Raw genomic sequence first — 23,152 nt, forward strand, 5'->3', positions numbered from 1 at the left:
CGAAGCAACTTGGATGGCTGCTTGACCTTGGGCCGGTGGGTCTCTCACCTGCTGCGATAGTCCGCCGCTGTTCGTCGACGTTGTCACGCAGTTAGACACTCACTACGGACAGGTGGGTGTCGGCTGGCTGGAGCCATTCGGGTTGGGCTGCGGCGTTGCGGGGCTGTGGTCACCGTACGTTGGCAATCAGCCCAGTGAGCGCAGTGTTGGCCTTCGTCTCGGGAGACGCATCAACTCGGAATCACCCAAGGTGAGTACACAGACTCGCCGCTTCGCTGGCGCACGACACCGCGGTACTGGTACTGGGCGTAGACCGTGGCGGCGAATTCGTGCGAGTAGGTGTCAAAACGATTCCTAAACGTAATGAATCCGGCAGGGTCCCAGTGGGTTGCCATCTGCCCGTTGGAGGCGCGCACTTGATATCCGAGCTGGAGATCGAGCGTGCTGTTCGTTTTATGGGTGTACTCGGTTCGGGGTCGCCATCCCGGCGTAGCGACCATGCAGAGAAGAGCGCTCCCGAAGTCACTGCATCGCGATGCTCGGGCCTCGGCAGTCGATAGGGGACCGCTGCTCGCGGCAGCTTGAGGGAGCATGGACATGCCGAGGATGCTGACACTAGCCAGCGTTGCGGCAATCCGGCTGACGATACTCACGAACCCTCCTGGAATAGGGAGGCTGACACGTAGAGTGTATCACTTAAAGTATCTAACTGATTACTTTGTGTTGTGGCGCTGGGGTGGCCCTCGTGGGGCTTGTGACCCGGTCGGCGGAGCGGCTTTGGGGTGGCGCTGCTTTGGCGCGAGTGATCATGGCCCCGTAAAGGGCTCTTCCCCATCCGGAAGCTGGTTCGTATCGGCGCGGAACTCGTCAAGGAGTTCAAAGAACATCTCCATCGCGGACCTGTCGGCCTGCTCTGCCTCACGCTCGATCTCGGCTGCCCAGCCCAGGGAGGAATGGCGCTCCAGTCGCCGCCCCAGCCACTCGGAGAAGGGGCCCGGGTTCCAAAAGTCGAACGGCTCCGCGTTGCCATGGATTCCCAGAGCAACGCGGTAGCCGATGAGCATGGAGTCCAGGTGCTGCAGTGAACAGCGACGGACCCACATGCCCGGTCGGAGTCGTACTTCCTCTAGGAGGTCGTACACGTTGGAGAGTTCTTCAGCCTGCTTGGGCATTCGTCTTGGCTCGACTGGCTCCGTCATGCGAGCACCCTAATGAGGATCGCGAGCCGCTGAGGCTTCTGTGGGTTTGAAGTCATGTGCACAGGAGGGGAGTTCGGCCTTGTGTCTGTGCGCGAGCGGCAGGTAGAGCACTGGTCGGACCGTCCAGTTGATGCGGGTGCCGGCGTGGGGCGCACAGCCGTCTCCTCTACGTGCGTCAGCAGATGCAGCGACGCTGTGGGGCCCTGTATGACGGCAACCCCAATAGCCGCCGCCGTCACGCCGCATCTCTGCCTGCCCTTTGCGTCGCACCCCTCCGCTGGCTGTCGGCCTACGTCTTCACCACCCGGCCCGGCCGTCCGGTCGAGCCGCGCAACGTCTATCGCTCGTTCACGCGCGTCGCCCAGTCCGCCAGGCCTCCGCGTGATCCGGCTGCACGACCCTCGTCACGGGACGGTCACCTTGCTCACTGCGGCCGGAGTTGCGCCCCGCGTCTGATGGAGATCCTTGGTCACCCTCAGATGAGCATCACGATGGATGTCTATACCCACGTCGTCCAGGACACGCAGCGTGAAGCCATGAGCAACAGGAGCGGCTGATCAGGAGAGGCCCCGGTCGCCAGTGACCGACTCCGTTGATCTCAAATCTGGATGTCAGCAGGGGGTCACCTCCGAAAATTCGGAGGTGACCCCCTGCTGAGCTGGTGCCCCCGGCAGGATTCGAACCTGCGACACCCGCTTTAGGAGAGCGGTGCTCTATCCCCTGAGCTACGAAGGCAACGAAGGCAGTGGCATCGGACGCAAGCAGCGGCGTGCCTGTGGTCTGGGGGACCACTGGCGTCAGCGTACCGGATACGGGTCGGGTGGGTGTGGGGGTCAGGTCAGGGGGACGTGGGTGAAGCGGGCTGCGGTGTGGAGGTCCGACTCGATGCGGGTGGCTGTTGTCGTCAGTTCGGGGAGGAGGTCCGTCACGCACTCCCGGAGGCTGTGGCGGCTCGCGTGCATCGCCGTGTTCAGGGCGGCCACCACCCGGCCGGACCGGTCGCGGATCGGGACCGCGATGGAGCGGAGGCCCTCTTCCAGTTCCTCGTCCACCAAGGCGTAGCCCTGGGAGCGGACCGAGGTCAGGGTGTCCTGGGGGAGGGGGGCTTGGCCGATGGCCCGGTCCGACAGGAGGACTCGGCCCAGAGCCGTCGCGTGCGCCGGCAGGCGGGTGCCCAGGGTGATGTTCACGCTCATCACCCGGCCCGTCGCCACCCGCGCCGTGTACTGGATCTCCTCGCCCGAGTCCGAGAGCACCGCCAAGGACGTCGACTCGTGGATGCGGGACGTCAGGTCGGCGAGGTGGGGGTGGGCGATGTCGGGGAGGGTCGTACGGGAGAGGGGTGGGAAGCCCAGGGAGAGGATCCGGGGGGTCAGGGCGAAGGTGCGGTCGCCTGTCGGCGTCACCAGGTCCAGGTGTTCGTAGGTGATCAGTGCGCGGCGGGCCGTCGCCCGGGCCAGTCCCGTTGCCTGGGCCACCTCCGTGAGTGTCAGCTCCGGCCTGCCCTCGCCGAAGGCCGTGAGGACCGTCAGGCCCCGCGCCAGGGATTCGATGAAGTCGCGGCCGAGTTGCTGCTTCGACGCGCCTGTCCAGAGCGCCAGGTCCGACGGCGGTGTGCCGGGGGGCGGGGGTGGGGTGCGCTCCAACTCCTGCTCCATCCGCTTCACCGCCGCCCGCAACCTCGGCAGCAGGGTGGTGCGCAGGCTGTGTGCCGTGTGGCGGCTGGTGTGGCTGACCACGCTGGCCACGCATACCGGAGGCTGGTGGGCGGCGGTCGTGTGAGGGGAGCGGACCGGGACCGAGACCGCCACCAAGCCCGGTTCGATCAGCTGGTCGTCCAGGGCCCAGCCGTTCTCGGCCGCCTCGTGCGTGCGGCTCATGAACATGTCGTCGTCTCTCGCGTCCGCTCCGTACTTGCGTGGGGGGACGGCCGTGAAGGAGAGGTCCCTCGGATCCGCCGCCCGGCGTTCGCGCCAGCGTTGCCAGTCGGTGGCACTCCACTCCGTCGCGAACAGGGGGCCGGGGGCGGTGCGTTCGGCGGGGAGCAGGTCGCCGATGCGGAAGCTCAGGGACATCGCGCGGCGGCGGGTCGCCTGGTGGATGAAGCGGATGCCGTCGCGGTCGGCGACCGCCAGGGAGACCGACTCGTCCAGCTCGTCGGCCAGGGCGTCCGCCCGGGAAGCCAGCAGGGCGGGGAGGCGCAGGGCGGCGAGGTAGGCGTTGCCCAGTTCCATCAGGCGGGGGGAGAGGTGTACGTCCCGGCCGTCCACGCGGACGTAGCCCATGCGGGCGAGCGTGGCCGTGATGCGGTCGATCGTGGAGCGGGCGAGGCGGGTGGCCCGTTCCAGGCCGCTCAGGCTCAGCGTGCCGTCCGCCTCGGTCAGCTCCCGCAGCACCGCGATGCCGCGTATCAGCGGCGTGACCGCTTCGTCCGGTGTGACTGCTTCGTTCGGCGTGACCGACTCTCTGGCTGGTGCGGCCGATCCTGTGGTTGGTGCGGCCGACCCCGGGGCTGGTGTTGTTGCCTCCGTGGTGGTCGGCGCGGTCGACTCCGTGGCCGGTGTGGCCGTGCCGCCGACCTCTGCCGCCGCCCCGTTCTCGTCGGCCGTGGGGGCGGACCCCTCGGGGTCGTCGTTCATGGGTGGCTTCGCTGGCATGGGCTCTCCGGTACGGCGGTCGCGGCAGGCCTACGGTAATCCGGAGTCCCGGACGGACTCGCTCCCTCTGGCGTCGTTACCCCCTCGTCACCCGCACCCGATACCCGCCCTCATCCCCACCTCCCCCCTCCAGATCCACCCCCGCCACCTCGATCTCCACTCCCTTGCGCGGATCCCGGAATGTCTCGCCGGGCGTGAACGGCGCGTCCGACAGTTCCGCGTGGACGTTCGGCGCGCGGGTGCAGCCGCCGCTGTCGCGGCGGGAGTCGTGGACGGTGACCGGGCCCATGCCCGTGTCCACCTTCGCGTCGACCTCGTAGATCAGGACGCCCGGGCGGCACACCGTCTCGTCGTTGCCCGCGCGGGTGCGCAGTTCAACGGCGTAGCCGGTTCCGCTGTCCAGGGGGAGGACGACCAGTTTGGAGCCGCCGGCGCTGGCCAGCGGGGTCAGGGTGTACTCCGTGGTGCCGGGGGTCGCCACGCAGTGGACCTGCGTCGCGTCGAGCCAGCCCAGCTTCCACTTGTGCCAGCCGAGGAAGTCGTTGTTGGCGCCCCAGTCCTCGCTCATGATGTCCCAGTGGCCGACCGCGCCCCCGCCCTCGGCGGTGTACAGGTCGGGCAGGCCGAAGACGTGGCCGTTCTCGTGGGGGAGTACGCGGTAGCCGTTGCGGTCGTAGGAGCCGGAACCGTCGTCCTGGCGGGAATAGACGAACGAGGCGTTGGCCACGGGGGTGCCGTCGGCCGTCGGGGCCTCGGGGTTGCCGGCGAAGGTGACGGACAGGACCGTGTCGAGGGCGGAGGGGCCGGCGTTCGGGGTGACCAGCACGTTCACCAGGTCGTACGCGCGGAAGTCCACCTTGGGGTCGGCCGCGGCCACGAGATCCTGGACCAGCGTGCGGTAGCCGGGGTCGAAGGGGGCGCCGCGCTCTATGCCGTACTCGCGGAAGGACTTCGGCATCCGCAGCCACTCCGGGATCGGGGTCTCGGGGCGGTAGTCGAGACGGCCGTAGGAACTGGTGCGGAACCACTCGCGGGTCTGCGGGAAGAACTCCCGGAAGCGGTCCAGGGCGTCGCCGTCGCCGGGGGCGTCGGAGAAGTCGATCATCAGGGTGAGGGCGCGGACGGTGCCGGTGGAGCGGGAGTAGCCGTCGGACGTGGGGATGCCCTCGGACATCTGGACCTCGCGGGCGCCGTGGATCAGGCAGGGGGCGTGCGAGGAGGTGCGGGACAGGGCGATCGGGCCGGCTCCGGCCGTCGTGGCGCCCGGGGTGAGGTGGCCCGTGCCGGCCGAGGTGCTGACCGAGAAGGTCAGGGCGGTCACACAGGCCAGGGCCGCCAGACGGCGCCGGGGTATCCGACGGCGGGGCGGCGGCGTACGGCCTGAGCCAGGTGGTTGGGCGCGGCCTGAGCCACCCGGCCGCGTTCGGCCCGAGCCGTGCGACTCCGTTCGGCCTGAGCCGTGCGACTCCGTTCGGCCTGAGCCGTGCGACTTTGTACGCCCCGAGCCGCCCGATCCCGCACGCCCCGAGCCGTCCGACCCCGCACCACCCGTACCCCCGCTCCCCGCTCCGCCCGCCCCCGCACGCCCCGCCCCCGGATGCCGCTTACGGCCCGGGCCGTGCGATCCCGCCGCGCCCGGCCGGGGGCGCTGAGGCTGCGGCTGCATGCAGGGGACCTCCCGCGCCACGGCAGCCGCCGGTCTCCGGCTGCACCCTTTCGCTCACCCTGCGTTGCGGGGGATGGGGGCGCGCGTTGGAGGAGACCGATCGTGGGTTTCCCGCCAGTAGCGCCAAGCCAGAGCCAGGGGTACTTGTGAGTCAGGTCACAAGGAGAAAATCCGGCTACGGGAAATACCGGGGACCCACTCCCCGTTTAGCCATGTGTCAGACCGAAACGGGGACCCGCTCCCCGGATCGCAAGCACCGCAACACCGCAACACCGCAACACCGCAAGCACCGCAACACCCACACCTCACCCATCCAGGAGTACGCCGTGCAGACCGCCACCCCCGAACAGCGCAAGGCGCCCCGGCCTCGCGCCGACGCCCTGCGCAACCGGGAGCGGATCGTCACCGCCGCCCGGGAGATGTTCGTCGAGCACGGCCCCGAGGTGCCGCTCGACGAGATCGCCCGCCGGGCCGGCGTCGGCAACGCCACGGTGTACCGCAACTTCCCGGACCGCGACGCGCTGGTCCGCGAGGTCGTCTGCTCCGTCATGGACCGTACGGCCGCCGCGGCCGAGCTCGCGCTCGCCGAGACCGGCGACGCGTTCGAGGCGCTGGAGCGCTTCGTGCACGCCGCCGCCGACGAGCGGATCAGCGCGCTGTGCCCGATGGTCTCCAGCACGTTCGACAAGCACCACCCGGATCTGGAAGCCGCGCGCGAACGGGTCGAGAGCCAGGTCGCCGAGGTCATGGACCGGGCCAGCGCCGCCGGGCAGCTCCGCCCCGACGTGGGCGTCGGAGACGTCATGATCGCCGTGGCCCAGCTCAGTCGGCCCCCGGCCGGGACGGACTGCTTCCGTGCCGACCCCTTCGTCCACCGCCATCTTCAGCTGTTCCTGGACGGGCTGCGGGCTCCCGCTCGCTCCGTTCTGCCGGGCACGGCCGTGACCCTGGAGGATCTGCGCCAGCCCTGACCGATTAGTTCAGCGCGTCCATCCGTCTGAAGCCAAGACGCAACCTCTGAAGCCAAGACGCAACCTCTGAGGCCAGGACACAACCTCTGAGGCCAAGACGACAGTCCCTGCGGCCATCCCTACGGGCGATCCGCTGTCTCTCGACATCTCTTTCCGTCACGAAGTCCCGAAGTGGGTACCCCCATGTCTGAAACAGCCTCAAAGGCACTCGGCAATCCGGCCGCCTCGCCGGACGCCGGCCGCTGGAAAGCGCTCGTCTTCATCGCGCTCGCCCAGCTGATGGTCGTCCTGGACGCCACCATCGTGAACATCGCCCTGCCCTCCGCCCAGCAGGACCTCGGAATCTCCGACGGCAACCGGCAGTGGGTCGTCACGGCCTACGCCCTCGCCTTCGGCGGTCTGCTCCTGTTCGGCGGCCGGATAGCCGACCTGTGGGGCCGCAAGAGGGCGTTCGTCCTCGGGCTCGGCGGCTTCGCCGCGGCCTCCGCGCTCGGCGGCGCGGCCACCAACGAGGCGATGATGTTCGGCGCCCGCGCCCTCCAGGGCGTCTTCGGTGCCCTGCTCGCGCCCGCCGCTCTCTCCCTGCTCGCCGTGATGTTCACCGACGCCAAGGAGCGCGCCAAGGCGTTCGGCATCTACGGCGCGATCGCCGGTGGCGGCGGTGCCGTCGGTCTGATCCTGGGCGGTTTCCTCACCGAGTACCTGGACTGGCGCTGGACGTTCTTCGTGAACATCCCGTTCGCCATCGTCGCCGCGGCCGGTGCGTACTTCGTCATCCGTGAGCCGGAGGGCGGTCGCAACCGCTCGCCGCTCGACATCCCCGGCGTGATCCTGTCCACCCTCGGCCTGGTCGCCCTGGTCTACGGCTTCACCCGCGCCGAGTCCGACGGCTGGAGCGACGCCGTGACCGTCGGCATGTTCGTCGCCTCCGCCGTCCTGCTCCTGTCCTTCGTGCTGGTCGAGTCCAAGGTCAAGGCCCCGCTGCTGCCGCTGCGCGTGGTCACCGAGCGCAACCGCGGCGGTGTCTACCTCTCCCTCGGACTCGCGATCATCGCGATGTTCGGCCTGTTCCTCTTCCTGACCTACTACCTGCAGATCGTGAAGGGGTACTCGCCGGTCAAGACCGGGTTCGCCTTCCTGCCGATGATCGCGGGCATGATCACGGGCTCGACCCAGATCGGCACCCGTCTGATGACCCGGGTCGCGCCGCGCCTGCTGATGGGCCCCGGCTTCCTGGTCGCCGCGCTCGGCATGCTGCTGCTGACCCAGCTGGAGATCGGCTCCTCGTACGCGGCCCTGCTGCTGCCGGCGATGCTGCTGCTCGGCCTCGGCATGGGTACGGCGTTCATGCCGGCCATGTCCCTGGCCACCCAGGGCGTCGAGCCCCGGGACTCCGGTGTCGCCTCCGCAATGGTCAACACCTCGCAGCAGGTGGGCGGCGCCATCGGTACCGCCCTGCTGAACACCATCGCCGCCTCGGCGACGACGTCGTACATCGCCGACCACATCGTGGGGGCGACCAGCCGGTCCCAGCAGCAGCTGGTCCAGCTGGAGGGCATGGTCGAGGGCTACACGAGCGCCATCTGGTTCGCCGTCGGCATCCTCGTGGTGGCCGCCGCGATCGCCCTGACCTTCGTCAACGCCGGCCGTCCGGACAGTTCACCCGTGACCGGCTCGGACTCCGGCGTGGACGACGAGGTGCAGATCCCGGTCGTCGCCCACTGACGAGGTGCCCGGAGGAACCCCTTCGGGCACCTGAGAAAACCCCTTCGGGCCACCCGTAGGCACGAGGAAGGGGACGCCTCGTACCTATGGATTCCAGGACCTGCCCCGGCTCAGCGGAGCCAGGGCAGGTCCGCACCCGCTTCGGCCGGCTGAAGTCCCTCGGCGACGATCCTCATGATCTCGCCGAGGGACTTCTGCTGTTCCGGGGAGAGCCGGTCGAAGACCGCCTGCCGTACGGCCTCCACATGGCCCGGGGCGGTCTGCCGCAGCACTTGGTAGCCCTCTTCCGTGAGTACGGCGAACTGGCCCCGCTTGTCGTCGGGGCAGTCCTCGCGGCGCACCCAGCCGTTCTTCTCCAGTCGCGCGATGGCGTGCGAGAGGCGGGAGCGGGTGATCTTCGCCAGCATGGCGAGCTCGGTCATCCGCAGCTGCCGCCGGGGCGCCTCGGCGAGCTTGACCAGAAGGCCGTAGTAGACGTGCGGCATGCCCGCGTCGCGCTGGAGCTGACGGTCGAGATGGTCGTCGAGGAGGGTGACGCCCTCCATGAACGAGCGCCAGACGCGCTGCTCCTCATCGGTGAGCCAGCGCGGTTCCTGGGGCTCCTGGCCGGAGGCCGGTGTAGGTGCGGATGCGGGTGCCTTCATGTGTTCCACTCTACGTGGCCCCTCCTTGAAGATTAAACAAATGGCCCGTACAGTTTTGTCAGGGAACCATTCTGGAGGGAGTCGCAGCATGTCCGCCGCCACCCAGGAGCGCATGCCCGCTCTGTACCTCAGCCACGGCGCCCCGCCGCTGGCCGACGACCCGGTCTGGCCCGGTGAACTGGCCGCCTGGTCCGCCGGACTGCCGCGCCCCAAGGCGATCCTGATGGTCTCCGCCCACTGGGAGGAGGCCCCGCTCGCCCTCGGCGCCACCGAGACCGTCCCGCTCGTCTACGACTTCTGGGGCTTCCCCGAGCACTACTACCGGGTGAGGTACGAGGCTCCCGGCGCACCGGAGCTCGCCGAGTCGGTACGGAAGCTGCTGCGCGCCCCCGGTGTGCCCGTCCAGGACGTCCCCGACCGCGGTCTCGACCACGGCGCGTACGTCCCGCTGGTCGAGATGTACCCGGAGGCCGACATTCCCGTCCTCCAGGTCTCCATGCCGACGCTCGACCCGGTCAGGCTCATGGAGATCGGCCGCAGGCTCGCCCCGCTGCGGGACGAGGGTGTGCTGATCGTCGGCTCCGGTTTCTTCACCCACAACCTGGCCGCGCTCCGGCAGGGCGGCATCCCCGGCTGGTCGGCGGAGTTCGACGACTGGGGCCGGCGGGCGCTGGAGGCGCGGGACGTGGACGCGCTGCTGGACTTCACCCGCACGTCGCCCGCGGGGCAGCTCGCCCACCCGCGCACCGAGCACTTCGCCCCGCTGTTCGTGACCATGGGCGCCGCCGACGCGGCCGGTGAGCTGGACGTGCAGAAGTCGGTGATCGACGGGTTCTGGATGGGGCTGGCCAAGCGGTCGGTGCAGTTCGGCTGAAACCGTCCCCCTACCGCAGCGGCTTCTCGTACCAGGCCACGTCCCAGTAGCGGCCGAACTTGCGGCCGACCTCCCGGTACGTACCGATGTGCTGGAAGCCGAAACGCTCGTGCAGCCGCCCGGACGCCTCGTTCGGCTGGGCGATGCCGGCGTAGGCGCGGTGCAGGTCCTCGCCGGACAGGGCCTCGAAGAGGGCCTCGTACAGCAGGCTGCCGACGCCGCGACGGCCCGCGTGCGGGGCGACGTAGACAGTCGTTTCCACCGAGGTGGCATAAGCGGGCTTCTGCCGGTAAGGGCTTGATGTGGCGTAGCCCAGAATTTCCTGTGAGTTGGTGCCCGTGGCAACCATCAGGCGGTGCGGGCCGTCTACTGGATGGGAGAGCAGCCAAGGGCGGCGCTCTTCCGGAGTGAAGATCGCGGTATCGAATGTGATCGCCGTCTCACGGACATAGTGGTTGTAGAGGGCTGTGAGAGCTTCGAGGTCGGCCTCGACTCCCGGCCTGACCTGCACCTCTGTACGTTCCGACGGCATCGTGCCTCCCCAGGTGGCCGGACAGGGTACTGCATGATCAGGAAAATCGTGGGGCGGGTTGGGAATTCTGTCCTGATTCCAGTCGTTGTTTCCATCGGATGCAGGGCACCCGAGGAGAGTCCGGAGAGTCCCGGAGACGGAGTCCAGCGTCCGAAGGACCGCCCGCTGACCTCACCATCGCAAGGGAGCACGCATGGCAACCCGTGCCGTCGCCCGTCGTAAGTCCGCCACCGGCGAGACGGCCGACGCGGCAAGCAGTGTTCGCGCCCATGGCGGCGAGATCGCCGACCGCGACCTGGTCGGCATGTACCTCGACGAAATAGCGCGCACGCCACTGCTCGACGCCGCCAAGGAGGTCGAGCTGTCGCAGGTCATCGAGGCGGGTGTGTTCGCGCGGCAGGTCCTCGACGGGTTCGAGGACACCAAGACCGACGCCACCCGTGACGAACTCGAGGCCCTGATAGCCGACGCGGAGCGGGCCAAGGACATCTTCATCCGCTCCAACCTCCGCCTGGTCGTCGCCGTCGCCCGCCGCTACCCCCGCAGCGGTCTGCCGCTGCTGGACCTGATCCAGGAGGGCAACGCCGGCCTGGTGCGCGCGGTCGAGAAGTTCGACTACCGCAAGGGCTTCAAGTTCTCCACGTACGCGACGTGGTGGATCCGCCAGGCCATCACCCGCTCGATAGCCGACCAGTCCCGTACGATCCGCCTGCCCGTCCACCTCGTGGAGGAGCTCGGCCGGATCCGCCGTGTGCAGCGCGAGTTCAACCGTGAGCACGGCAGGGACCCGGAGCCCGCGGAGATCGCCGCCGAGCTCGCCTCGACGCCGGAGCGTGTCACCGACGTGCTCGACTGGGCCCGCGACCCGGTCTCGCTGAACATGTCGGTGGACGACGAGGGCGAGACCCAGTTCGGCGACCTCCTTGAGGACACCTCCGCGGTGTCGCCCGAGCAGTCGGTGCTCACGCTGCTGCGCAGCGAGGAACTCGACGACCTCATCGGCCGCCTCGACCAGCGCACGGCCTCCATCATCAAGATGCGCTACGGCATCGAGGACGGCCGGGAGCGCACGCTGACCGAGGTCGGCAAGGAGCACGGCCTGACCCGCGAGCGCATCCGGCAGATCGAGAAGCACGCGCTGCTGGAGCTGAAGAAGCTGGCGCGCAGTACCGGTTTCGACGCGGCGGCGTGACGCCTGTTTCGCACCCGGCTGCGTGATGGGTGACACCGCGTACGCCGGGTGGCGAAAGACCGCGCAAACATGGCGTTGTATCGCCGCTTAACCCGCGAGGCTCGGGGAACAAGAATTCCGGGTCCACCAGTTCGGGCCCGGGGCCACACCCCCTCGGCCCCAAGAACCAAGTCCCGTCGCACTCCCCCCGGCGCCGGGACTCTCCCAAGGCCGGGCTTCGGCGCCCCTCCCCCCGGGCGCCGGGGTCCGGCTCTTTTTCTGCCGGTGCCTCGCGCACCGCGGGGTGCTTGGAGGGCGGGGCACCCCGTACCTGAACCACGGGGTGGCCCGCCAGATGGCAGATTGTGTCACATGGGCATAGCCTGCCGGGCGTGAGCAGCACCACCCCGACCCCGCCTCAGGCCTCGCTGACCGAACGGCGGAAGGCCGAGACGCGGATGGAGATCGCCCGGGCGGCGGCGGGCCTCTTCGTCCGGCACGGCCTGCGCGCCACCCGCGCGGAGGACATCGCCCAGGCCGCCGGCATCGCCCCGCGCACCTTCTACCGGTACTTCGCCACCAAGGAGGAGGCCGTCGCCCCGCTCTACGCGGCCGGCGCCCAGCGCTGGGTGGCGGCGGTACGCGCCGCTCCCGCCGACACGAGCGTGCTCCAGGCCCTGGAACAGGGCGTCCGCCACACCCTCACCCCGGGCGTCGGTGTCTCGGCGTCCTCCTGGGAGTGGGTGCGCACGCTGCTGCGCCTCGCCGAGGGGAATCCGTCCCTGCGCCGGGTGTGGGCGGAGGTGTGCCAGACATCGGAACGGATGCTGGGGGAGGTGCTGGCGGAACGGGCGACCGGGTCCGAGCGGGGCGACGACAACGTTGCCGCCGCGCCTGGCCCGCGCTTCGCCGCCGCCGTCGCCAGCGCCGCCGTGCGCGCCGCCCTGGAGGCCTGGGCGGAAGGAGACGGCCCGGCGGAGGGCCCGGGAGGTCCGGCGGAACTCGCGTCGCGGAACCTGAGGGCGTTGCGGGACTTCCCGTGGGAGACGTGACGCGGCCGGGGGCCGGACCGAGCCTCAGCGCCGGGGTCACGTCCCGCCGACGTGCGCCTGGTGCCGGGGTCACGCTCCGCCGGCGTGTGCCTGAGTGCCAGAGCCTTGCTCTGCCGGCCTGCGCTTGAGCGCCAGGGGCACGTCCCGCCGGCGTGCGCCTGAGTGCCGGGGGCACGCTCCGCCGGTGTGCATTTGAGTGCTGGGGTCACGCTCCGCCGGCGTGGGCCTGAGTGCAAGGCCCCGCTCTGCCGACCTGCGCTTGAGCGCTGGGCGCGCGTCCTGCCGGTGTGCACTTGAGCGGCCAGGGCTCAGGCCTCGCCGGTGTGCACTTGAGCGGCCGGGGGCTCAGGCCCCGCCGGCGTCCCCGTCTCCGGCCGCCTTGCTCAGCCGTGCTCCCAACTCACGTACGGCACGCACGAGTTCCGCAGGCTCCCGGACCACGAAGTCGCACTCCAGCATCGCCAGCCGGAACGCCACCCACTGCACCTGGTCCCCTGTGGACCCCCGCAGCCGGCAGGTGCTGTCGTCCAACGGCTCGGGCGCGCCCAGCCAGTTCGGCAGCCGGGCGGCTACGAAGGCGGCCGGTGCGGCGAACGTGACCTCGAAGTCGTAGGTCTGCTGCTGCCGTTGCATCGACTGCCGCAGGAACTCCGCGGCGCTCCCCGTGGGCAGCTCGCGCGGTACGAAGCGGGCGCCCGTGGCGAACGGTTCGCTCACCCGGTCGACGCGGAACGTCCGCCAGTCGTCGCGGTCGATGTCGTACGCCACGAGGTACCAGCGGCGGCCCGTCGAGACCAGCCGGTAGGGCTCCGTCAGACGTCGCGACCCGGTGCCGTCGGCGGCCCGGTAGGCGAACCGCAGCCGCTCGTGCCCGGCCACCGTCGAGGCCATCACGGTCAGCGTCTCTGGTGCGATGCTGGGACCGTCCCCGCTGGTCAACGGCATGGTCGCGGCCTGCAGGGTGGTCACGCGATGGCGCAGCCGGCCCGGCAGCACCTGCTCCAGCTTGGCCAGCGCCCGCACCGACGCCTCGTCCAGGCCCTCCACCGCGTGCCCCGCCCCGGCGCGGAGCCCGACCGCGATGGCCACGGCCTCCTCGTCGTCGAGGACGAGCGGCGGCATGGCCTTGCCGGCGACCAGCCGGTAGCCGCCGTCGGCACCCTTGGTCGCCTGCACGGGGTAGCCCAGTTCGCGCAGCCGGTCGATGTCCCGCCGGACCGTGCGGCGGGAGACCCGGAGCCGGTCGGCGAGCTCGCCGCCGGGCCATTCGCGGGGCGTCTGGAGGAGGGAGAGGAGCGTGAGCAGCCGGGCCGGTGTGTCCGTCGTCATACCGACGAGGATGCCGCACCACTAGGACATCATCTGACCTAATGACCCCCTAGTTTCGAAGCATGACCTCCACCGACACCACCCTCGGCACCACGGGCGGCGGGACCGACCGCCGCCGCTGGTTCGCCCTCGCGATCGTGATGACCGCGGCTTTCATGGACCTCGTCGACGTCACGATCGTCAACATCGCCATCCCCTCGATCCAGCGGGAGTCGGGCGCCTCCTTCAGCGAGATCCAGTGGATCACCGCCGGATACGCCCTCGCGTTCGCCGCCGGGCTGATCACCGGCGGGCGGCTCGGTGACATCCACGGCCGCAAGCGGATCTTCCTCGTCGGCATCGGCGGCTTCACCGTCGCCTCCGCGCTGTGCGGCCTCGCGGTGAACCCGGAGATGCTGGTGGCCGCGCGGTTCCTGCAGGGCGGTATGGCGGCGCTGATGGTGCCGCAGGTGTTGTCGATCGTGCACGCGACCTTCCCGGCGCACGAACGGGGCAAGGTGTTCGGGCTGTTCGGCGCGGTCGTCGGGCTCGGTGCCGTGTCCGGTCCGCTGCTGGGCGCGCTGCTGACCGAGTGGAACCTGTTCGGGTGGGAGTGGCGCTCGATCTTCCTGATCAACCTGCCCGTGGGTGTCGCGGGTCTGGTCCTCGGCAGCCGGTTCATCACCGAGTCCAAGGCGCCGCGGGCCCTGAAGCTGGACCTTGTGGGTGTCGCGCTCGTGACGCTGGGCCTGCTGATGCTGATCTACCCGCTCATCCGCGGGCGTGAGCTGGGCTGGCCGCTGTGGGGGTACGTCTCGATGGCCGGCTCGCTGATCGTCCTCGCGGCGCTGGTGGCGTACGAGAGGCGCAAGAGCGCACGGGACGGTTCTCCGCTGGTCGAGCTGTCGCTGTTCCGGGTCAAGAGCTTCGCGGCCGGGATCGCCGTGCAGACGGTCTTCGGGGTCGCGCTCGGCATCTTCTTCCTGGTGTGGACGCTGTACATGCAGTTCGGGCTGGGCTGGAGCCCGTTGCGGGCCGGGCTGACCGGGGTGCCGTTCTCGATCGCGGTGTCCGTGGCCGCCGGGATGTCGGTGCAGAAGCTGGTCCCGCGCTTCGGACGCAAGGTGCTCCAGGCGGGCGCGCTGGTGATGGCGGCCGGGGTGCTGCTCTACATCTGGGAGTCCGGGCACTACGGCCCCGCCATCACCTCCTGGCAGATGGCCCTGCCGCTCGTCGTGATGGGCGTCGGCATGGGCCTGATCGTCGCGCCGCTGACCGACGCGATCCTCTCCGAGGTGCCGCGCGAGCACTCCGGCTCGGCCTCCGGCCTGATCAACACCGTGCAGCAGATGGGCAACGCGCTCGGGCTCGGTCTGGTGTCGGTCGTGTTCTTCGGCTCGATCGGCGACCACCTGAGCCGGGATCAGGTGGGACCGGCCTTCGCCGACGCCTTCGAGAACGCGCTCGGCTGGGTGGCCGCGGTGATGGCCGCCATCTTCCTGCTGATGTTCGCCCTGCCGAAGCGGCCGGCGCAGCACGTGGAGGGTGAGGCGCTGCCGGCGGAGGGGAAGGAACCGGCGCTGGTCTGACAGCGGGGGACGGGCCCGGCACCTCACAAGGTGCCGGGCCCGCTGCTGTTTCCGATCATGCCCGATTGGGCCCGAACCTGTTTACTTCCCAGAAATCTCGGCGTAGCCTCCCGCTGAAACCACACGTTCGGGCATGAGGCGGAGGCGAACAGACATGTACGCACCGGAGCGGCAGCAGGAGATCCTCCGGCTCGCCCGTGACGGCGGCCGAGTGGATGTCGTGTCGCTGGCCGAGGAGTTCCAGGTGACGGCGGAGACGATCCGCCGGGATCTGAAGGCCCTCGACCGGGCCGGCCTGGTCCGCCGGGTGCACGGCGGGGCCATCCCGGTCGGGCGTCTCGACTTCGAGCCGGACCTCGCCGAGCGCGAGACCGCGGCGGCCGACGAGAAGGACCGCATCGCCAAGGCGGCCCTCGCGGAACTGCCGACCGAGGGCACGATGATCCTCGACGCCGGTACGACGGTGGCGAAGATGGCCGCCGCCCTCCCGCTGGAGGCCTCCCTCACCGTCGTCACGCACAGCCTGCCCATCGCGGCCCGCCTCGCGGACCACCCCGGCATCCAGCTCCACCTCATCGGAGGGCGCGTACGGCACCGTACGCGCGCCGCCGTGGACGCCTGGGCGCTCAGGGCGTACGGCGAGATCCGCGCCGACGTGCTGTTCGTGGCCGCCAACGGCTTCTCCGCCGAACACGGTCTGACCACCCCCGACCTCGCCGAGGCCGCCGTGAAGCGCGCGGCCGTGGCCGCCGCCCGCCGGGTGGTCCTGATCGCCGACTCCTCCAAGCACGGCCAGGAGCACTTCGCCCGCTTCGGCGACCTGAGCGATGTGGACCTGCTGATCACCGACAGCGGGCTGAGCCCCGAAGACGCCGTCGCCATCGAGCGCGGCGGCACGGAAGTAGTGCGCGCATGATCCTCACCGTCACCCCCAACCCGTCACTGGACCGCACCTACGAGGTGCCGTCCCTCGACCGCGGCGAGGTCATCCGCGCCACCGGCGAGCGGATGGACCCGGGCGGCAAGGGCGTGAACGTCTCGCGCGCGGTCGCCGCGGCCGGACAGCGCACCGTGGCGGTCCTGCCCCTGGGCGGTGCCCCGGGCGCGCTCGTCGCCGACCTGCTCGACGCGCAGGGAATCGAGGTCGCCCCGGTCCCGGTCGCCGGGGCCACCCGTTCCAACATCGCCCTCGCCGAGGCCGACGGCGTCCTCACGAAGATCAACGCCCCGGGTCCCGAACTGTCCGAGGCCGAACGGGAACTGCTCCTGGAGACCGTACGGCGGCAGTCCGGCGACGCCGCCTGGATCGCCTGCTGCGGCAGCCTCCCGCGCGGCCTCGCCCCCTCCTGGTACGCCGAGCTGGTCGCCCGCACGCACGCCGCCGGTGCCCGGATCGCCCTGGACACCTCGGGGCCCGCGCTGCTGGAGGCGCTGCGCGAGCGGCCCGACGTGGTCAAGCCGAACGCCGAGGAGCTCGCCGGAGCCGTCGGCCGCCCCCTCGCCACGGTCGGCGACGCCGTGAAGGCGGCCGAGGAACTGCGCGCCCTGGGTGCCCGGGCCGTCCTCGCCAGCCTGGGCGCGGACGGGCAGCTGCTGGTGTCCGACGAGGGGGCCTGGTTCGGCAGCGCCCGCGTGGACACCGTCCGCAGCAACGTCGGCGCCGGCGACTCCTCCCTCGCCGGCTTCCTGATCGCCGGCGGCAGCGGCCCGGACGCCCTCGCCTCCGCGGTCGCCCATGGCGCGGCCGCCGTCCAGCTGCCCGGCAGTGTCATGCCGGAGCCGGGCGACCTGGACCCGGCGGCCGTGACGGTCACGGCGGAGGTCCCGGCGGACCGTGTGCTGAAGGAGCCGGTGTCATGACGTACCTCGAGCCGCACGAACCGGACCCCGAGCGGCGGGCCTCCCCGTTACTCCCCGCCGCCACCCTCGTCACCCCCCACCGCAGCACCCCCGTCCCTTCCCCCGCCCACCCCACGCACCGGGCGATACGCGAGCTAAGGAGCCCGCGATGAGCGACATGATCACCGCGGACCTGGTCGATCTCGACCTGTCCGCCGACACCAAGGAAGCGGCGGCGCGCGCCCTCGCCGAGCGCATGGTGGCCCTGGGCCGGGTGACCGACCTGGACGGCTTCCTCGCCGACGTGGCCGCCCGCGAGGCCCAGATGCCGACCGGCCTCGACGGCGGCATCGGCATCCCGCACTGCCGCAGCGAGCACGTCACCGAGCCGACGCTCGCCTTCGGGCGCAGCTCCGACGGCATCGACTTCGGCGCGACGGACGGCCCCGCCGACCTGATCTTCCTGATCGCCGCGCCGGCCGGTGCCGACGACGCCCATCTGACGATCCTGTCGTCGCTGGCCCGCCAGCTGATGAACACGGAGTTCACCGACGCGCTGCGCTCGGCGGGCGACGCGGCGGCCGCGGCGGCGCTGATCCGCGGCGAAGAGCCCGACTCCGCCGAGTCCTCCGCGGAAGCGGGTTCCGAAACCGCGCAAGCGGGTTCCGAAGACACCGTGGCGTCGGCGGGAGCGGCCTCTCCCGCCGCCGCCACGGTCAGCACCACCACCGATGACGCCGCCGGCGCTCCCGAGGAGCGCCCGTTCCGCATCGTCGCCGTCACCTCCTGTCCCACCGGCATCGCCCACACCTACATGGCGGCGGAGTCGCTGGAGAACGCCGGCCGTGAGGCGGGCGTCGAGGTCACCGTCGAGACCCAGGGCTCGGCCGGTTTCACCCGCCTCGACCCGGAGGTCATCGCGGCGGCGGACGGTGTGATCTTCGCCCACGACGTCTCCGTACGGGAGAAGGACCGGTTCGCCGGCAAGCCGACCGTCGACGTCGGCGTGAAGGCGGGCATCAACCGCCCCGCCGAACTCATCGCGGAGGTCCGCGAGAAGGCCGCGCGCGGCGAGGTCACCTCCGGCTCCCCGGGCGCCACGCCCGTCGAGCGCACCGGCGACTCCGGCGAGGGCTACGGCACCAAGCTGCGCAAGTGGCTGATGTCCGGCGTCAGTTACATGGTCCCGTTCGTCGCGGCGGGCGGTCTGCTCATCGCCCTCGGCTTCGCGATCGGCGGCTACAAGGTCAACAAGGCCCCGTCGGTGATGGACCACTTCCTGTGGACGCAGGCCGACAGCTGGGCGGCCCTGCTCTTCCAGATCGGCGGCGTCGCCTTCGGCTTCCTCGTCCCGGTCCTGGCCGGCTACATCGCCTACGGCATGGCCGACCGGCCCGGACTCGTGCCCGGCTTCGTCGGCGGCTCGATCGCCCTGACCATCAACGCCGGCTTCCTGGGCGGCCTGGCGGCCGGTCTGATCGCCGGTGGCGTGGTGATCGCGATCCAGAAGGTGAACATCCCGCCGGCGCTGCGCGGCATCATGCCGGTGGTGGTGATCCCGCTGATCTCCTCGGCGATCGTCGGGTTCCTGATGTTCGTCGTCATCGGCAAGCCCATCGCCGAGGCGCAGAAGGGCATGACCGACTGGCTGAACGGCCTGTCCGGCGCCAACGCCGTCCTGCTCGGCACCCTCCTCGGCCTGATGATGTGCTTCGACCTCGGCGGCCCCGTCAACAAGGTCGCCTACACCTTCGCCACGGCCGGTATCGCGGTGTCCGACCCCAGCGACTCCGCGATGAAGATCATGGCGGCGGTCATGGCGGCCGGCATGGTGCCCCCGCTGGCGATGGCCCTGGCCACGACCGTGCGCGGCAAGCTCTTCAACGCGACCGAGCGCGAGAACGGCAAGGCCGCCTGGGTGCTCGGCGCCTCCTTCATCTCCGAGGGCGCGATCCCGTTCGCCGCGGCCGACCCGCTGCGCGTCATACCGGCCTCCATGGCGGGCGGCGCGATCACGGGCGCCCTGTCGATGGCCTTCGGCGCCACCCTGCGCGCCCCGCACGGCGGCATCTTCGTGGTCCCGCTGATCGGCAACCCGCTCCTCTACCTGGTCGCCATCGCCGCGGGCGTCTGCGTCACTACCGCCCTGGTGATCGTCCTGAAGGGCATGCGCAAGCAGGTCCCGGGAGCCGCCGCGGCGCCCGGCGAGGGCACCGCGGCCCCGGCGGCGGAGAGCAAGCAGCCGGTGGCTGCGTGACACCCGTCGCGGTCCGTCCCTTTCAAGGCATGTGAACCGTTCACGCCACCTGCGAGATAGATCACGAAAATCACGGCCCGGGACCGAAGTCCCGGGCCGTGGTGTCTACTGGGGCGCATGCCTGAGCACCTCTCCGGGTGGCCCGAAGGCCACTCCCTCCCCGCTCTCCCGCAACAGCGGCAGACAGGCCCCCGGTCGGAGTCCGTGGAGCTCACCACGCAGGAGAGAGACGCCTTCACCGAGCTGGTACGCCAGTTGGGCGGAGACCGGGGCGTCTAGGAAGACCGCGCCCTACGAAAGCTGCGCCGCCCGCCGCTCCATCGCATCGCGCGCCGCGTCCTCGCTGCCGTACACCTCGCACATGTGCCGCCCGTCCGGCGTCGCCGTGTGCTCGACCTCCCACAGGGAGAGCTCCGCGCCGTCGCGCAGCAGGAACGCGTGCTCGTAGAGCGAGAAGCCCAGCCTCGCCCGCCCGGCGCGGCAGGGGCGGCCGAAGGCCTGGGTGATCTGATGGCCGGACGCCGTGGCCAGCAGGGCCGCCGTGTCCGCCCCCGGCCGGTCCGTGTTCTCCGCCCGGCGCAGTAACCGGCGCGCGTGGTCCGCCGAGTCGTCGGCGGCATAGGCGTGCCGGGGCGCGGGGACCGGCGACAGCTGCACCGTCACCGGCAGTTCGAAGTCGGGGGTGTCCGGCGGCAGCGGCAGACGCGCGGTCGCGGCCCGCAGCTCCTCCTCGTCCACATAGACCTCGTGCTGCGGTTCGCTGCCCAGCGCCGTGTTGTGGACGAGCTCCCACAGGGTGAGCGCCGAACCGTCGGCGAGCAGCCATGTGTGCCGGTACGTCTCCCGGTGCAGGCCCGCGCTGTGGTGCGCGGAGTGCAGCGAACCGTCGTGGGCCAGAGCGCAGTCCAGCCGCCTGATCGTCTCGTCCGGTAGCTCGAAGGAGTTCAGGGCGCGGCCGAGGAGTCGCGCGAGGTGCTCCTCCGGAGACTCGGGCGAGTCGTGGGGTTCGTACGCTGCCGTCTCGTACGGAACGCTCAAGGTTTCTCCCGGCGTTGCTGCATGTCACCTTGTGGGTGCATACCGTAGCCCCTCGGTCGGACATCATGTCCGGGAACCGAGAAAACGTACGTCCGGGAAAACGCGCGGGCCGCGCGAAAAGTTCCCGCGCGGCCCGGTCGGTCCGTCAAGAACCCCAGTTGGGGCGGATGTTCAGCCGATCAGGACGCGCTGCCCGCGACCCACTGGCTCCAGTCCATGTTCCAGCCGTTGAGCCCGTTGTCCGGCGACACCGTCTTGTCGGGGGAGTTCTTCACGATCACCACGTCGCCGATGAGCGAGTTGTCGTAGAACCACTTGGCGGGCGTGCTGCCCCCGGCGCCCTGGACATCCGCGAGGCCGACGCAGCCGTGGCTGGTGCCCTGGCGCCCGAAGGGCGGATTGCCCTTGTTGTACCAGTAGTTGCCGTGGATGAATGTGCCGGACGTCGTCAGGCGCATCGCGTGCGGCACGTCCGGGATGTCGTACTCACCGCCGAGACCGACCGTCCGGCTGTTCATCCGGGTCTGCTTGAACTTCTCCGAGATCACCATCTGCCCGTTGTACGTGGTGTGCTCCGGGCTGCCCGCCGAGATCGGGATCGTCTTGATGGTCTTGCCGTCCCGGACGACCGTCATGGTCTGCGTGTTGACGTCGACCGTGGAGACCTGCGAGCGCCCGACGGTGAAGGTGACCGTCTTCTTCTGCACACCGTAGACGCCGTTCGCGCCCTCGACCCCGTCCAGGTCGATCTTCATCGTCACCTTGGAGCCCGCCTTCCAGTACTCCTCGGGCCGGAAGTCGAGCCGCTGCCCGTTGAACCAGTGCCCGACCACCTCCTGCCCGCTGCTGGAGGTGACCGTGATGCGCGACTGCACGGCCTTCCGCTCGGTGATGGCCTTGTCGAAGGTGAACGACACCGGCATGCCCGCGCCGACCGTGGTGCCGTTGTCCGGCGTGTACGTCCCGATGAAGCTGTTCGACGACGACACCGTCGTGAAGATCGAGTTGGCCGCGGCCGTCCGGCCGTCCGTGTCCTTCGCGGTCGCCGATATCTGGTACTTCGTGCCGCGCTCCAGCTGCTCCTTCGGCTTCCACGCCTTGCCGTCGGAGGAGATCGAGCCCGGCACGGACTGACCGTCGCCCGCAACCGTCATCTTCACGTCGGTCAGCTTCCCGTCGCTGACCTTCACGCCGGTCGAATTGATGGACGCGCCCGTCGAGCCGTCCTTCGCCGAGATGGCGATCTTCGCGACGGACGTATTGCCCGTGCCCTTGCCGCCCTTGGCGTCGTCATCGGCGTTGGCGCTGCCACCGCAGGCGGTGAGCGTCAGGGCGCCGACCATCAGGGCGGCACAGGCCCCCAGTGTGCGCCGCGCGGCAATGTCCGGCGTTGTCACGGGCTGCTCCCAGTTCGTGTGATGTGAGTGATCCGCTCCAGTACGTGAAGGAAGAGGGACCGGGCGGCCGTTCGGGTTGCGTCCGACCGCCAGGAACGACATCACCGTTACATGGCCGCGACAATGTCCGGCATCGCTGTGGGGCCGCTGTGGGAGCCCGCCCGCTCAGCGGCCCGCGTACAACTCCCCGTACGACGGCCACGCCCCGCCAGGACCGTCGACCGACTCGGCGGCGCGCACCGCCCGCACGATGGCGCGGGTCACCACATCGGCGCCGGCCGCGAGGACCTCGTTGAGGGCGAGCGGGTTCGCGGCGTCCAGGGCGCGGTCTCCCGTCGCCAGCGCGAACACCGTGTCCCCGTCGTTGAGGAGGTGCACCGGCCGCACGGCGCGGGCGATGCCGTCGTGAGCCGTGCCGGCCAGCTTCTGCGCCTGGGCCTTCGACAGCTCCGCGTCCGTGGCGACCACCGCGAGCGTGGTGTTGAGCGGCGGAGGCGCGCTCCTCGCGGCCGTCTCGGCGAGGCGCCGCCGCGCGGCCGCGTGGACCTCCGCCTCCGGGTACTCCACCCGTCCCTGGAACAACTCCCCGTACAGCACCCCCGTTTCCGGATCCACCGTCGAACCCGCCGCGTTGGCCACCACCAGCGCGGCCACCGTGACACCCGAGCCGAGCACCGCGCTCGCGCTGCCGATACCTCCCTTCACCACCCCGGTCACCGCCCCCGTGCCGGCGCCCACACACCCCTGGGCCACCCGCGCGCCGAGCTCGCTCGCCGCCGCCGCCTCGACCGCGGCCCGGCCGGTGGCCGCGTCCGGCCGGGCCCGGAAGTCGCCGCCCCGCCCCAGATCGAAGACACAGGCGGCGGGCACCACCGGCACGACATGCGCCGGGTCCGCCCCGACCCGGATCCCGCGCCCCCGTTCCTCCAGCCAGGCCATCACCCCCGAGGCGGCGTCCAGCCCGTAGGCGCTGCCGCCGGTCAGCACGATCGCCTCGACCTTCCGCACCACGTTGCGCGGGTCGAGCGCGTCAGTCTCCTTGGTCCCGGGGCCACCGCCCCGCACGTCCACGGCGGCCACGGCCCCGCCCTCCGGGGCGAGCACGACCGTGGTGCCGGTGAGCCAGCCGTCGCCGGCGCGGGTCGCATGCCCCACGCGCAGGCCGGAGACATCTGTCAGAGCGTCCACCGATGCGTCAACTGTCATGGCGCCCAGTGTTGTCCAGTCGTCGGC

The 23,152-nt window shown here is 70.6% G+C and carries 19 protein-coding genes, 1 tRNA gene and 1 pseudogene; 11 read left to right on the forward strand and 10 right to left on the reverse strand.

Features of this window, described 5'->3' with window-relative positions:
• Positions 1-806 precede the first annotated feature (806 nt).
• Positions 807-1,199: a hypothetical protein gene (locus tag ACFT32_RS30105; RefSeq protein WP_382495549.1), complete on the reverse strand. Its 393-nt coding sequence runs from the start codon at positions 1,197-1,199 to the stop codon at positions 807-809.
• A 155-nt stretch (positions 1,200-1,354) separates the two neighbouring features.
• Here ACFT32_RS30105 and ACFT32_RS30110 point away from each other — a divergent pair.
• Positions 1,355-1,782: pseudogene (locus ACFT32_RS30110) on the forward strand (tyrosine-type recombinase/integrase); the annotation flags it as partial.
• 76 nt (positions 1,783-1,858) lie between these two features.
• On the opposite strand, the gene ACFT32_RS30115 reads toward ACFT32_RS30110, so the two are convergent.
• The 3 genes from ACFT32_RS30115 to ACFT32_RS30125 form a co-directional block, all read right to left on the reverse strand.
• Positions 1,859-1,934 (reverse strand) — tRNA-Arg (locus tag ACFT32_RS30115).
• A gap of 98 nt (positions 1,935-2,032) precedes the next feature.
• Positions 2,033-3,856, reverse strand: a complete 1,824-nt coding sequence (locus ACFT32_RS30120; protein WP_382495550.1) for an IclR family transcriptional regulator C-terminal domain-containing protein — start codon at positions 3,854-3,856, stop codon at positions 2,033-2,035.
• Between the two features lie 76 nt (positions 3,857-3,932).
• A complete protein-coding gene (locus ACFT32_RS30125) occupies positions 3,933-5,177 on the reverse strand; it encodes a M6 family metalloprotease domain-containing protein (RefSeq protein WP_382495552.1) in 1,245 nt (414 codons plus the stop codon).
• A 671-nt stretch (positions 5,178-5,848) separates the two neighbouring features.
• Between ACFT32_RS30125 and ACFT32_RS30130 the strand changes: the two genes are divergently transcribed.
• Together ACFT32_RS30130 and ACFT32_RS30135 are read left to right on the forward strand one after the other, a co-directional pair.
• Positions 5,849-6,493, forward strand: a complete 645-nt coding sequence (locus tag ACFT32_RS30130) for a TetR/AcrR family transcriptional regulator (RefSeq protein ID WP_382495931.1) — start codon at positions 5,849-5,851, stop codon at positions 6,491-6,493.
• A 183-nt stretch (positions 6,494-6,676) separates the two neighbouring features.
• Entirely contained in the window at positions 6,677-8,218 is a 1,542-nt protein-coding gene (locus tag ACFT32_RS30135; RefSeq protein ID WP_382495554.1) for an MFS transporter, read from the forward strand.
• Between the two features lie 110 nt (positions 8,219-8,328).
• Here the strand turns inward: ACFT32_RS30135 and ACFT32_RS30140 are convergent, their stop codons facing one another.
• Positions 8,329-8,862 (reverse strand): MarR family winged helix-turn-helix transcriptional regulator, encoded by a 534-nt coding sequence (locus ACFT32_RS30140; protein WP_382495556.1) that lies wholly within the window; start codon positions 8,860-8,862, stop codon positions 8,329-8,331.
• An 88-nt stretch (positions 8,863-8,950) separates the two neighbouring features.
• Here ACFT32_RS30140 and ACFT32_RS30145 point away from each other — a divergent pair, with 88 nt between their 5' ends.
• Positions 8,951-9,736: a dioxygenase gene (locus ACFT32_RS30145; protein WP_382495558.1), complete on the forward strand. Its 786-nt coding sequence runs from the start codon at positions 8,951-8,953 to the stop codon at positions 9,734-9,736.
• A 10-nt stretch (positions 9,737-9,746) separates the two neighbouring features.
• Here the strand turns inward: ACFT32_RS30145 and ACFT32_RS30150 are convergent, their stop codons facing one another.
• Positions 9,747-10,268, reverse strand: a complete 522-nt coding sequence (locus tag ACFT32_RS30150; RefSeq protein ID WP_382495560.1) for a GNAT family N-acetyltransferase — start codon at positions 10,266-10,268, stop codon at positions 9,747-9,749.
• Between the two features lie 193 nt (positions 10,269-10,461).
• On the opposite strand from ACFT32_RS30150, the gene ACFT32_RS30155 reads away from it, so the two are divergent.
• The gene (locus tag ACFT32_RS30155) at positions 10,462-11,460 is read left to right on the forward strand and encodes an RNA polymerase sigma factor RpoD/SigA (protein ID WP_382495562.1); all 999 of its coding nucleotides are present in this window, start codon (positions 10,462-10,464) and stop codon (positions 11,458-11,460) included.
• 371 nt (positions 11,461-11,831) lie between these two features.
• The gene (locus ACFT32_RS30160) at positions 11,832-12,491 is read left to right on the forward strand and encodes a TetR/AcrR family transcriptional regulator (protein WP_382495564.1); all 660 of its coding nucleotides are present in this window, start codon (positions 11,832-11,834) and stop codon (positions 12,489-12,491) included.
• 345 nt (positions 12,492-12,836) lie between these two features.
• Here the strand turns inward: ACFT32_RS30160 and ACFT32_RS30165 are convergent, their stop codons facing one another.
• Entirely contained in the window at positions 12,837-13,820 is a 984-nt protein-coding gene (locus tag ACFT32_RS30165; RefSeq protein WP_382495566.1) for a helix-turn-helix transcriptional regulator, read from the reverse strand.
• A 62-nt stretch (positions 13,821-13,882) separates the two neighbouring features.
• Between ACFT32_RS30165 and ACFT32_RS30170 the strand changes: the two genes are divergently transcribed.
• The 5 genes from ACFT32_RS30170 (at position 13,883) to ACFT32_RS30190 (ending at position 19,763) form a co-directional block, all read left to right on the forward strand.
• Complete coding sequence (locus ACFT32_RS30170; protein ID WP_382495568.1) at positions 13,883-15,388, forward strand: MFS transporter; 1,506 nt, start codon at positions 13,883-13,885, stop codon at positions 15,386-15,388.
• Between the two features lie 154 nt (positions 15,389-15,542).
• A complete protein-coding gene (locus tag ACFT32_RS30175) occupies positions 15,543-16,304 on the forward strand; it encodes a DeoR/GlpR family DNA-binding transcription regulator (protein ID WP_382495569.1) in 762 nt (253 codons plus the stop codon).
• Complete coding sequence (gene pfkB, locus ACFT32_RS30180; RefSeq protein ID WP_382495571.1) at positions 16,301-17,248, forward strand: 1-phosphofructokinase; 948 nt, start codon at positions 16,301-16,303, stop codon at positions 17,246-17,248. The genes ACFT32_RS30175 and pfkB overlap by 4 nt, the downstream gene beginning before the upstream one ends.
• Positions 17,249-17,396: 148 nt before the next feature.
• The gene (locus ACFT32_RS30185; RefSeq protein WP_382495573.1) at positions 17,397-19,484 is read left to right on the forward strand and encodes a fructose-specific PTS transporter subunit EIIC; all 2,088 of its coding nucleotides are present in this window, start codon (positions 17,397-17,399) and stop codon (positions 19,482-19,484) included.
• A 117-nt stretch (positions 19,485-19,601) separates the two neighbouring features.
• Positions 19,602-19,763, forward strand: a complete 162-nt coding sequence (locus ACFT32_RS30190) for a hypothetical protein (protein WP_382495575.1) — start codon at positions 19,602-19,604, stop codon at positions 19,761-19,763.
• Between the two features lie 12 nt (positions 19,764-19,775).
• Here ACFT32_RS30190 and ACFT32_RS30195 read toward each other — a convergent pair whose 3' ends face one another.
• From ACFT32_RS30195 to ACFT32_RS30205, 3 genes are all read right to left on the reverse strand, one after another.
• Positions 19,776-20,522 (reverse strand): DUF6227 family protein, encoded by a 747-nt coding sequence (locus tag ACFT32_RS30195; RefSeq protein ID WP_382495577.1) that lies wholly within the window; start codon positions 20,520-20,522, stop codon positions 19,776-19,778.
• A gap of 179 nt (positions 20,523-20,701) precedes the next feature.
• Positions 20,702-21,919 (reverse strand): Ig-like domain-containing protein, encoded by a 1,218-nt coding sequence (locus ACFT32_RS30200; protein WP_382495579.1) that lies wholly within the window; start codon positions 21,917-21,919, stop codon positions 20,702-20,704.
• Positions 21,920-22,084: 165 nt separating this feature from the next.
• Entirely contained in the window at positions 22,085-23,125 is a 1,041-nt protein-coding gene (locus ACFT32_RS30205; RefSeq protein ID WP_382495581.1) for a P1 family peptidase, read from the reverse strand.
• Positions 23,126-23,152 lie beyond the last annotated feature (27 nt).

The sequence above is a fragment of the Streptomyces sp. NPDC057002 genome (genome assembly GCF_042673825.1).
Lineage (GTDB): Bacteria > Actinomycetota > Actinomycetes > Streptomycetales > Streptomycetaceae > Streptomyces.

What these genes read in the sequence shown, in the direction of transcription:
- ACFT32_RS30190 (WP_382495575.1), top strand. Translation starts at nt 19,602, where the DNA reads ATGCCTGAGCACCTCTCCGGGTGGCCCGAAGGCCACTCCCTCCCCGCT.
- ACFT32_RS30175 (WP_382495569.1), top strand. Translation starts at nt 15,543, where the DNA reads ATGTACGCACCGGAGCGGCAGCAGGAGATCCTCCGGCTCGCCCGTGAC.
- ACFT32_RS30165 (WP_382495566.1), bottom strand. Translation starts at nt 13,820, where the DNA reads ATGACGACGGACACACCGGCCCGGCTGCTCACGCTCCTCTCCCTCCTC.
- ACFT32_RS30205 (WP_382495581.1), bottom strand. Translation starts at nt 23,125, where the DNA reads ATGACAGTTGACGCATCGGTGGACGCTCTGACAGATGTCTCCGGCCTG.
- ACFT32_RS30120 (WP_382495550.1), bottom strand. Translation starts at nt 3,856, where the DNA reads ATGCCAGCGAAGCCACCCATGAACGACGACCCCGAGGGGTCCGCCCCC.
- ACFT32_RS30105 (WP_382495549.1), bottom strand. Translation starts at nt 1,199, where the DNA reads ATGACGGAGCCAGTCGAGCCAAGACGAATGCCCAAGCAGGCTGAAGAA.
- ACFT32_RS30155 (WP_382495562.1), top strand. Translation starts at nt 10,462, where the DNA reads ATGGCAACCCGTGCCGTCGCCCGTCGTAAGTCCGCCACCGGCGAGACG.
- ACFT32_RS30135 (WP_382495554.1), top strand. Translation starts at nt 6,677, where the DNA reads ATGTCTGAAACAGCCTCAAAGGCACTCGGCAATCCGGCCGCCTCGCCG.
- pfkB (WP_382495571.1), top strand. Translation starts at nt 16,301, where the DNA reads ATGATCCTCACCGTCACCCCCAACCCGTCACTGGACCGCACCTACGAG.
- ACFT32_RS30170 (WP_382495568.1), top strand. Translation starts at nt 13,883, where the DNA reads ATGACCTCCACCGACACCACCCTCGGCACCACGGGCGGCGGGACCGAC.
- ACFT32_RS30145 (WP_382495558.1), top strand. Translation starts at nt 8,951, where the DNA reads ATGTCCGCCGCCACCCAGGAGCGCATGCCCGCTCTGTACCTCAGCCAC.
- ACFT32_RS30185 (WP_382495573.1), top strand. Translation starts at nt 17,397, where the DNA reads ATGAGCGACATGATCACCGCGGACCTGGTCGATCTCGACCTGTCCGCC.
- ACFT32_RS30150 (WP_382495560.1), bottom strand. Translation starts at nt 10,268, where the DNA reads ATGCCGTCGGAACGTACAGAGGTGCAGGTCAGGCCGGGAGTCGAGGCC.
- ACFT32_RS30140 (WP_382495556.1), bottom strand. Translation starts at nt 8,862, where the DNA reads ATGAAGGCACCCGCATCCGCACCTACACCGGCCTCCGGCCAGGAGCCC.